Source organism: Microcoleus sp. BM001215392 (assembly GCF_036700185.1).
Lineage (GTDB): Bacteria > Cyanobacteriota > Cyanobacteriia > Cyanobacteriales > Microcoleaceae > Microcoleus.
The window spans coordinates 1-10162 of the sequence record NZ_JAUBOJ010000281.1; the positions used below are offsets into that span (position 1 = coordinate 1).

The following is a 10162-nucleotide window of genomic DNA, read 5'->3' on the forward strand; positions in this document are numbered from 1 at the left end:
ACAAATAACCAATAACAAATAACCAATAACAAATAACCAATAACCAATAACCAATTCCCAATTATGAAAGACACTTCTTTGAATATTATCGCTATTTCTATCTTCGCCATCACCGTTTCCATATTATTGGGCCCCCTATTCAACTTACCAGAGGCCGTACCTGCGATCGCCACCTTTTGCCTGTTGGGGCTAGCCACCCTCGACAGTTTCCAGTGGCAAGGTCAAGGCGGTACAATATTAGTAGATTTGCTGGGGGGAAGTTCTCAAGAAAAGCGCGATCGTATCCTCCACCACGAAGCCGGACACTTCCTCGTCGCCCATTTGCTAGGAATTCCCATCACCAGCTACGCCCTCAACGCTCTTGAAGCATTCAAACAAGGACAAACAGCCCAAGGTGGAGTCCGATTTGCCGACGAACAACTAGCATCTCAACTCGAAAACGGCACTCTTTCCGTCCAACTTTTAGACCAATACTGCACCGTGTGGATGGCCGGAATAGTCGCCGAAAAAGTTGTTTACGGCAACGCCCGAGGAGGAGCAGAAGACCGTACAAAAATCAGCGCAATCTTAACACAACTGCGCCGTCCTATTTCCGAAATTCAACTCAAACAAAACTGGGGTTCGCTGCGAGCAAAAACCCTGATCGAAAGCCATCAATCCGCTTACGAAGCCTTAGTCGCAGCCATGGAAAAAAGAGCAACCGTCGCTGAATGCTGCGACATCATCCAGGAAAACTTGCAGCACACAACTTAAATTTTGCACTCTTCCTTCTTAAACCCAGTTTATTGGCATAGCAGTTCGAGCAAAAGATGAGGTATTGACCGATCGATACCTCAATTCCTCAATTCCCCAATCCCCTAATCTAAAATTTAAAACTTGTTCGCTCCCGAACTCGAATCATCGGAAATTTCAACCTGTACCTAATCTTTTTGAGAAAGGGTATAGATGTCTCACTCCACCCAGATTTTGCCTGTCAACCTGGTTTAACAGCATAAATTTCATCACAATAAAAAAATCATGTCACAATCAAAAAATTTTGCAACAAAACTGCAAACACCTAACCAAGAGCGAGAAAAATTGCTGTCGCTGTTAGGTTTCCGCCTCGATCCCGAAACCGAAGTACCGAATCTATATACTCTCATCGTCTATGGAGAAGAAGAACCGCCTTTAGTATCCGGCGGTCAACTTGTATTTTTTACCCGTCCACAACTAGCGATTAACGCTCTCCAATTGTGCGATATCGATGTCAGCGAACTGGGAAGACCACCAACACAAATAGACGTTATTTGCGACATTGCAGAAACCCTGTACTTGCTCGATGCAGAAGATATTGACGAATCAGGGATTATGCTTAACTGTTTGAACGCGCTATTAAATTTAGTAAAAGTCACATTAACACCAATGCCCACAGAGTACAAGCGCGTGCTTTATGCTTTGGCCGACCACTTGAATATTGATGAAGAGTTTGCAGTTTTTTTAGCAGAAGAGGACATCCAGCGTTCGGAGATTGTCAATGCTATTTTGTGGTGTGTGGGAGCAATTACCGCCAAATCTAGATTGCTAACCTAGTAATTTTAATCGGGATTTTTTGAAATTTGATTTAAAAATTAAACTTCTTAAAGTTTTTCAAATTTCTAGTTTAAATTAGGTGGCAAATCCTTGTCTTGTCAATCCTTTGCAAATCACAACAGGAAATGGAGCAATGACTGCAACAGATGTACGCTTGTGGACTGTAAACGAATACCGTCGCATGACCGAAACTGGTATTCTCGATCCAGATGAACGAGTCGAATTAATTGATGGGCAAATTGTTTCAATGAGTGCTAAAAATCCTCCCCATGCTGCAACTAATCTCTGTGCCGCCGACTATCTGAGAAATCTACTAGCAGGACTTGCTTTAATTCGCATCCAAGACCCGGTTACTCTGAATGCCAATTCCGAACCAGAACCGGATATTGCTGTTGTGCAAATCGACCCTCGGCTGTACCAAGATTTTCATCCTGCACCCGGTAACATTTTGTTGTTGGTAGAAGTAGCTGATACTACTTTAGAAACCGATCGTAACCGCAAAGCACGGGCTTATGCTAAGGCTGGAATTGCTGATTATTGGATACTTGATGTTAACAGGCGACAAGTTTATGTTTTTCGCGAACCTGTGGGGGAAAATTACCGACAAGAAACTATATTTGATGAAGATGGAATTTTGTCAATGCTGGCATTTCCAGAAATAGAAATTCAGGTAGGGCGATTGTTTCCTTAAGTTACGGTATTGAACGCATGGGGTTAGAAACCTGGTTTCTACGAAAACTTTCCGAACACTAACAATAAATCTCTACAGAAATCTAGTTTCTGATATCTAAGTTCATTAGTCCAATTACCAATGCCCTATGCCCAATTCCCAATTCCCAATTCCCAAAGCTTCAAAATCATCCCGATCGCCCAAAAAAAACTTAGTATTACAGCCTAACGCGAGTTATACTCCTACTGGAAAGACTGCGATCGCCCAAAAATCACGAAACAAAAGTTTATGAGCAACACTTCCCCCCCTGAAGCAGCGGCCGACAACCCCGAAGCAAAAAAACTCAGTTTCTCCACAAAGTTAGCATACGGCGCGGGAGACCTCGGCCCCGCAATTACTGCGAATGTGCTGGTGTTTTTTCTGCTGTTTTTCTTTACCAACGTGGCGGGTTTGGCTGCGGGGACTGCTAGCAACATTTTGCTAATTGGCAAGGTTTGGGATGCGGTAAATGACCCAATTGTGGGGGTTTTGAGCGATCGCACCTCTCACCCCTGGGGCCGCCGCTATCCTTGGATGGTTTACGGCGCAATTCCTTTCGGCATCTTCTTCTTTTTGCAGTGGATTGTTCCCAGCAAAGATCCGACGATATTGTTTTGGTACTATGTGGCGATCGGCATATTGTTTAACACCGCCTACACCGCCGTCAACCTGCCTTACACCGCCCTCACCCCAGAATTAACCCAAGACTACAACGAACGCACTAGCCTTAATAGTTTCCGGTTTTCTTTCTCGATCGGCGGCAGCATTTTTTCCTTAATTATCGCGCAAATTATCTTTGCCTTAGTTAAAGATGACACTCAGAAATACTTAATATTAGGCGCACTCTGTGCAGTAATTTCAGTAGTGCCTTTGTACTGGTGCTTTTTCGGAACCCGCAAACACGTCCTCTCTCAATTGCAAGACAATCCCGTAGAAGATAATTCTACCTCTTTGCCGATAGGAGAACAGGTGCGGATTGCCTTTAACAATCGCCCTTTTTTGTACGTCATTGGAATTTACCTCTGTTCTTGGCTGGGAGTGCAATTAACTGCTTCGATTTTGCCTTACTTTGTCATCAACTGGATGAAACTACCGTCAGCAACTTTTACCCAAACTGCGATCGCAGTTCAAGGCACCGCACTCGCCATGTTATTTGTTTGGAGTCGAGTTAGCGAACGCTATGGCAAAAAAGCTGTTTATTTTATGGGCATGAGTTTGTGGATTATCGCCCAAGCCGGGCTGTTTTTCCTGCAACCCGGACAGGTAGTTCAAATGTATCTGTTAGCAGTTATGGCTGGTGTGGGAGTTTCTACTGCTTATCTTGTACCTTGGTCGATGATACCGGATGTGATTGAACTCGACGAACTCCAAACCGGCGAAAGACGCGAAGGCGTGTTTTATTCGTTTATGGTGTTGCTGCAAAAAATTGGTTTGGCGATCGGCTTGTGGTTGGTAGGCCAAGCCTTAGAACAAGCTGGATTTCTCGCTACTGTTCAGGGACAGGCTGCGCCCGTACAGCCGGATTCTGCGCTGTTTGCGATTCGAGTTGCGATCGGGCCGCTGCCCACAATTGCTTTAATCTGCGGCATGATTCTCACCTATTTCTATCCGATTACCCGCGAAGTTCATGCAGAAATATTGCTGAAACTTCGAGAAAAGAAAGCACAGAATCAATAAGCTGCAATCAAATTGAGTTACCCAAGTTGCTGTCCCATCTAGAAATCTATCTGCATTTATGATTGCTGCTAAGAAACGGTTTCGATCTGGTATCAAAGATTTATGCAATGCAAGTCTAATCAGCCTCACCAAATAACACTCTGTTGTGCATTGGATACTGACGTGGATCTAGCTTGTTCGTCGCTGTCGGATGGCGAATCACGGCGATAGTTTTAGCTAGGGTTGAAGCAGCCTGAAACCCGTATTTCTAGATTAAAACATCATATCGCCCAGCTTGAGTTCGATCGCCCGTCGCTCCCCAGAAGGCTGGATTTTTTCGATATGTCGATCGACTATCAACTCCCAATTTATTAATTTTTATGTCACTTGCTACCACAAGCAATAGTTTGCGATATAATTAGTAGGGAAATTTGTTATGTATTGTCGAGCAATTATGCTGCTAGTCAAAAAGTTTATAAGTAAAAGCAGATAAAAATTTTTGTTGCAAATGGATTCGATTATTTACGGTGATAAAAATCCGCAGCATAATGTTAATTATTATATCTACGTGAAAAATGCAAAACTTTTTAGCTGGTGCCGAAAGCGGGTAAGTTAACAGGTGCTGCTGCCGTTGGTGGCGATCGCAAAAATGGCAGAGATGACAAGGCAATACCATGGCGCTATGCGGCCCTGGTGTGACGGCAAATTGTAAAAGTTTGGTAAAGTTATGGCGCTATGGGGCCCCGGGAGGAGACGCAGGGCGAAAACGCCGGCAGTGCCTTGCAGCAAGCCTAAATACCACCACCACACACCAGACAGAAACGCAGTCAGATACAACTCTCTGTTCAATTATAAAAAAAATTTGGCAGCCGACACAAAGGGATTTAGTTATTATTGTATGGGTGAAATGCGATCGCCAGAAGTATGAGAAGGAGGTAGAACAGACCGATAATTTCCTGTGATATCCTGAAGTCAATGGTGAAAATATCAACCAGAAGGCTCGCAAAATAAAGCTGATTTTACCAAAAAAATATCCAAGAGGTCAACATGGAAACAGAACAGGACGCTCATATCGTACCCATTAGCAACCAGAGCCGACAGGTGCAGCAATTTTCCGTTGATGAGGGAGAAGACTTAAGCGCGGCGCCTCAGAAAGGATTGAATCTAAAGCCGTTGTTCAGGACTTTTGGGCGACAAGCGATAGTTATTATTGGGATTATCGCTCTAGCAGGCGGTGCAGTTTATTTTCAAATCAAGCAAGGTAAGAAAACATATCAAGGGGATTTTCGGATACTGGTGGAACCCGTGACAACGGAGGCAAGACTTACCGACGCATCTGCTCTCGCCAATCGCAGCGAGGGGGGGGCAGTGCCTAATCGAGAATTTTTTAGTTTGGACTATGCAACTCAACTTCAAATTCTCCAGAGTCCTCAGATGCTATCGGCTATTTCTAAACAAGTCCAAAAAAAATATCCAGAAATTACTGAGGAAATTCTAAAAAAAGGATTGCTCGTGTTGCGCCTCGGAGACAATGAGATTACGCAAACTAAAATTTTGGAAGTTCGTTTCCTGGGGCAGGACCCTCAATTAATTGAGTTTGTTTTAGAAGAAACTAAAAAGAAATATTTAAAGTACAGCCTTGACGAACGCAAGACTCGCATTGGTCAAGGTGTTAATTTTATTGAAAAGCAGCTTCCGGAACTCGACAAGCGCGTCAATAACCTGAAGTCGGAGTTACAGGTAATACAGCAGCAGCAAAAGATTACCGATCCTAAAGAACAAGGCGCGCAATTGATCGTGCAAGTTCGCACCGTAGAAAATTTAGAGTTAGAAACTCAAAGGCTGCTGCAAGAACAGAAAACACTGTACGCTAACTTGCAAAAACAATTAGATTTCACACCAAACGAAGCTATTGCTGCTTCAGCTTTAAGCGAAGAACCTCAATATAAAGAGTTGCTGACTAAGGTTAAGGAAGTAGAAGGTCAGATTGCTGTTGAAACAGCTAGGTTTAAATCTGCTAACCCGATAGTAGAAGCTTTAGAGCGCAAGCGGGCAAATTTAGTAGCTTTGCTAAACCAGCAAACTGAGCGAATTTTGGGGCAAAATTTAGTAGGCACGGCAGCCAATTCTAAAGTTCAGAATTTTCAAAATTCGATTCGCATCGGTTTGATCAAACAATTGGTTGATACTGCTAACCAAGTTCAAGTTTTAGAAGCTCGCAGTCAGGCGATCGCCCAAACTAAAATTAATTTGACCCGAGAAGCCAGAGAATTCCCTAGCATAGCCCGCCGCTACAACGAACTGCAACAGCAATTAGACATAGCAGCGCGCACCCGCGATCAACTTTTAAGTCAGCGGGAAAATCTGCGCGTCCAAGCAGCCCAAAGTCAAGTACCTTGGGAAATAATTTCCAAGCCTCAGGTACCGCGAGATATTAAAACAGGCCAAGCGATTCCCGTTGCCTCGAAAAATGCTAACAAATTTTTCATGGCAATTTTTGGGGGGCTAGTTTTGGGTCTGGTAGTGGCTATCATCATTGAAAAGTGGCGCAATATTTTCTACTGTGCGGATGATGTTAAAGATGCGTTTGACCCGCCTTTATTGGGAGTAATTCCTCGTGACAAAAATGCTAAAAAATTTCCGCCTTCTATTGCTAATGCCTATGCTTATCTGGAAGGAAAAGAGGGGAATCATAAAATTGCTTCGGAATTTATAGAAGCTTTTGACTCTCTTTATACTAATATCCGCTTTCTTTCTTCACATCGAACGATTAGCTCTGTGGCAGTGGGTTCGGCTACGGCTGGCGAAGGCAAATCTACCGTTGCTTTAAACTTAGCTCACGTGGCAGCGCTGGCGGGTCAGCGAGTGCTGTTGGTAGACGCGAATTTGCATTTCCCTAGCCTGCACTTGCTGTTGGATCTGCCTAATGTCAAGGGATTGAGCAATTTGCTAGAAAATAAAAGCGAACCCAGTGAAATTATCCAGCGATCGCATTTAGCAGATAATCTTTTTGTATTAACTGCCGGTCTTCCGATTCCTGGTACTGCTAGACGGCTTGCCTCATCAGGGATGCAGTATTTAATGGAAGAACTGCACGCAACATTTGACTTAGTTATCTACGATACGCCCCCGCTGGCTGATAGTAAAGATGCGAATTTTTTAGCGGCGCGCACAGATGGCATACTGATGGTTGTAGCCCTTCGTCAGGCAAAGTTTTCCGCAGTTAAAAAAGTTTTCAGTCAATTAGAAAATTTTGGCATCCCCTGCTTGGGGACAGTTGCTAATCACCCCACCAAAGGCAACAAGTATCAAGCATCTCAACCATCAATGGTGGCAGAGAAAAACGACTATTTGAATTTGGCACCAGTAGAGTCTGGCATCCGCAAACTAGCTCCCAAAAAAGAGTGAGAGTAAATTGGCGTTAAAACCCCCTCTATTGCTCCAAAGCCAGAGGGGGAGACGGCGATATCGGAGAAATTACCAACCAACAAAAGCGGTAGCTAACCCGAATTTGCGATCGCCAAAAAAGATCGGCCACCCGCAAATTTTAGACCAAACAATCGGAAGAGCCGGTATCGCTTGCACTCGGGCCCTCGCGAATCTCTCGGCCTCAAATCAAAAATCGACTGGCTGACTAATTTCCCTCCGGCTGGGTAGGAAATGTGACCTTAAAATTAGTCCAGCCATTGCTGCTTTCTACCTCAATTTTTCCCTGCAACTGTTCGACAAGTTTTTGAACCAAAGCTAAACCCAAACCTGTACCTCCTTGTTTCCAAGGATCGGCGTTGGGAACTCGATAAAATTTCTCAAAAATTCGAGGTAATTCTTCTATTGAAATGGACGATTGATTGCTGAGTATAAATTGAATTTCCGAAGCCATAACACTTGCTGCTCGCTGATTAGTCTCTGGTGTTGCATATTCTTTTTTGCGATTTTTGCACTCTACCATGAGAGAGATTTGACCGTCATTGGCAGTATATTTACAGGCATTGTTGAGCAGTTCTGCTAAAATTCTTCCCAAACTAGCCCGGTTGGAACAGATTGTGGGTAGTTGGCGTTCGCATTCTACTCGCAAATGCTGGTGGCGGTTCTGGGCGCGGGTGTAAAACGGGTCGATAATTGTAGGCAGCCAGACTTCTAAGTTTACTGGTTCGAGGTCGATCGGACAAGTTGATGCTTCGAGCCGCTGCAAATCGAGTAAAGCATTAATCAAATCTGTTTCTCTAGTACATTCTGTTTCTAAAATTTCTAAATATATCTGGCGCCGATCTACTGTGGGAGAAATTCTCAGCATATGAATGGCCATTTTCATATTAGCTAAAGGCGTGCGCAGCTCGTGAGAAACTGTGCTAAGAAATTCATCTTTTAGGAGGTTTAAATGCTGGAGTTCCTGAACTTTTTGCTGTAATTGGGCGGTGCGTTCTTGGACTTGACGTTCGAGGTCGGTATTGAGATTTTGTACTTGCTGGTAGAGTTGAGCTTGCTGAATGGCGATCGCGATTTGAGTTGCCAGTTGCAGCAGCAAATCCAATTCCGAAGACTGCCACTGCCTGGATTTTGAGCACTGATGGACGCACATCATCCCCCACAAATTGCCGTCTTGCAAAATTGGTACAATCAAATAAGCTTTGATTTGTGCTTGCTGGAAACGCGCATATTTTTCGGTACTCAAACTAGCTTTGTCGATGTCGGAGACTGCATAAATCTCATTTTTTATCGCCAAAGCATCTTCTTGCCAAATATTATCTGGCATGATTTCTCCCAAGATAGAAGACCAATTTTCGGAAACGGATTCTGCCACAAAAATGCCGAAATTGCTCGACTCCCAACGCACGATCGCTACTCTGTCGGCGTGCAAAACTTGCCGGACTTCATCGACGCTGGCGTGGAGAATTTCTTCGAGGTTTAAGGATTGGTGAATCCGCAAGGAAATTTGAGTTAACAGCCGATCGCGCTGCACCTGTTCGTGGAGTTTGGCAGTCCGTTCGCGCACCTGCTGCTCCAATTTAACATTGCGGCTTTGCAGCAGTTCCAATTTTTCCGATTGCAGTTGATAAACCGACTGCTGCAACTGTTTGACAACTCGGTACATTTCTGTGGGGTCGAGGACTCTGAGCAAGCTGGTTTGGGTGATAATTCCCAACAGTTCGCCGCGCCCCCCGCACACGACCAACCGCTGCACTTGTTGCTGCTGCATTTGTTTGTGCGCCGTCCACAGGGAATCGGAAGGTTGCAGAAATTGCAGGGGAGTTCTCATAACTTTTTGAGCTGGGGTTTGCTCGAAATTTAGTTCGAGAAACTGTGCCTGCACAATGTCGTATTCGGTAATAATTCCCAAGGGTTGGTGAAAGGAATATTGAAAAATGGAGGTAGAGTCATCCTTGGGCTTCTCCATTGTTAATTCTTTGTTTTTTGTAATGACTACGCAACTGACTTGATGCTCTGACATCAGTTCGGTTATCTTGAGCAGCGAGCTGGTGTGGGGCGCTGTAATTGGCGTAGTCATCAATTCTGCTACCCGCCGCAATTTGAGAATGTTTGAAGGCTGCAATACTTGGCGAATTCTTTCCCGGGTCAGCACTCCTACCAAGTGTCGAAATTGATTGACTATCGGCAAATAGCGAATTCGGTGCTGGCGAAATAACGATAAAGCGGTAAACACATCTTGGTCGTCGGATTCTGTGAGGGAAACCGACACCGGAGACATCACTTCTGAAATTGGTATTTTGTGTAGGGCTACTTTTTGCTGGCTGTCGATTTTACCAGAAGCGATCAGCCTCACTAAATCGGCGGGAGTTAAAATCCCGATTAACAGCCCGCGGCTGGGGTTTTCTGATAAATTTCCGGTGGTAATAATCTGCTGGTTCTGCACGACGAGCACGCAGCGGGCCCGCACTTTGTCCGGCGCGGAGGGTTCCGTCACCGTCCCCCGGTCTGAAACTAAAGCTGCTTTGACTAACGGACAACTGTTTTGTAACTGACTCATCAGGGCGATCGCCACTGCTAAGGAAGTTTCGGGTCCGGCTGTTAGGGGGTAGCGGTCGATCGCCTGTTCCAAGGCTGAGGAGTAAAACGGCGGGTGATAAAAGGGCATAGTTAATTGCAGGTTGTCGGATGGCGGCTAATAGCTGGTAAAAGTATAGTCATCTATGACATGACGTGGGAGGCATGAAGTCCCTCCCCTTTCACTTTCACTTTGAGCGGATTAACCCGCCTCGGCTGAGCTAC

Annotated in this window: 7 protein-coding genes; 6 read left to right on the forward strand and 1 reads right to left on the reverse strand. The window is 44.7% G+C overall.

Going from position 1 to position 10162, the window contains the following annotated elements; genetic code table 11:
- Positions 1-63 precede the first annotated feature (63 nt).
- The 6 genes from QT974_RS24310 to QT974_RS24335 all read left to right on the forward strand — a co-directional run bounded on the left by QT974_RS24310 (position 64) and on the right by QT974_RS24335 (position 7342).
- Entirely contained in the window at positions 64-753 is a 690-nt protein-coding gene (locus QT974_RS24310; protein WP_333470979.1) for an ATP-dependent Zn protease, read from the forward strand.
- 264 nt (positions 754-1017) lie between these two features.
- On the forward strand, positions 1018-1569 hold the full coding sequence (locus QT974_RS24315; RefSeq protein ID WP_333470980.1) for a hypothetical protein: 552 nt from the start codon (positions 1018-1020) through the stop codon (positions 1567-1569).
- Positions 1570-1702: 133 nt separating this feature from the next.
- Positions 1703-2260: a Uma2 family endonuclease gene (locus QT974_RS24320; protein ID WP_333470981.1), complete on the forward strand. Its 558-nt coding sequence runs from the start codon at positions 1703-1705 to the stop codon at positions 2258-2260.
- Between the two features lie 127 nt (positions 2261-2387).
- Entirely contained in the window at positions 2388-2531 is a 144-nt protein-coding gene (locus tag QT974_RS24325) for a hypothetical protein (protein WP_333470982.1), read from the forward strand.
- A complete protein-coding gene (locus QT974_RS24330; RefSeq protein ID WP_333470983.1) occupies positions 2528-3955 on the forward strand; it encodes an MFS transporter in 1428 nt (475 codons plus the stop codon). The genes QT974_RS24325 and QT974_RS24330 overlap by 4 nt, the downstream gene beginning before the upstream one ends.
- A gap of 1026 nt (positions 3956-4981) precedes the next feature.
- The gene (locus QT974_RS24335) at positions 4982-7342 is read left to right on the forward strand and encodes a GumC family protein (RefSeq protein WP_333470984.1); all 2361 of its coding nucleotides are present in this window, start codon (positions 4982-4984) and stop codon (positions 7340-7342) included.
- Positions 7343-7568: 226 nt separating this feature from the next.
- On the opposite strand, the gene QT974_RS24340 is transcribed toward QT974_RS24335, so the two are convergent.
- A complete protein-coding gene (locus tag QT974_RS24340) occupies positions 7569-10028 on the reverse strand; it encodes a CBS domain-containing protein (RefSeq protein WP_333470985.1) in 2460 nt (819 codons plus the stop codon).
- Between the last annotated feature and the right edge of the window lie 134 nt (positions 10029-10162).

What these genes read in the sequence shown, in the direction of transcription:
- QT974_RS24335 (WP_333470984.1), top strand. Translation starts at nt 4,982, where the DNA reads ATGGAAACAGAACAGGACGCTCATATCGTACCCATTAGCAACCAGAGC.
- QT974_RS24315 (WP_333470980.1), top strand. Translation starts at nt 1,018, where the DNA reads ATGTCACAATCAAAAAATTTTGCAACAAAACTGCAAACACCTAACCAA.
- QT974_RS24330 (WP_333470983.1), top strand. Translation starts at nt 2,528, where the DNA reads ATGAGCAACACTTCCCCCCCTGAAGCAGCGGCCGACAACCCCGAAGCA.
- QT974_RS24325 (WP_333470982.1), top strand. Translation starts at nt 2,388, where the DNA reads ATGCCCAATTCCCAATTCCCAATTCCCAAAGCTTCAAAATCATCCCGA.
- QT974_RS24340 (WP_333470985.1), bottom strand. Translation starts at nt 10,028, where the DNA reads ATGCCCTTTTATCACCCGCCGTTTTACTCCTCAGCCTTGGAACAGGCG.
- QT974_RS24310 (WP_333470979.1), top strand. Translation starts at nt 64, where the DNA reads ATGAAAGACACTTCTTTGAATATTATCGCTATTTCTATCTTCGCCATC.
- QT974_RS24320 (WP_333470981.1), top strand. Translation starts at nt 1,703, where the DNA reads ATGACTGCAACAGATGTACGCTTGTGGACTGTAAACGAATACCGTCGC.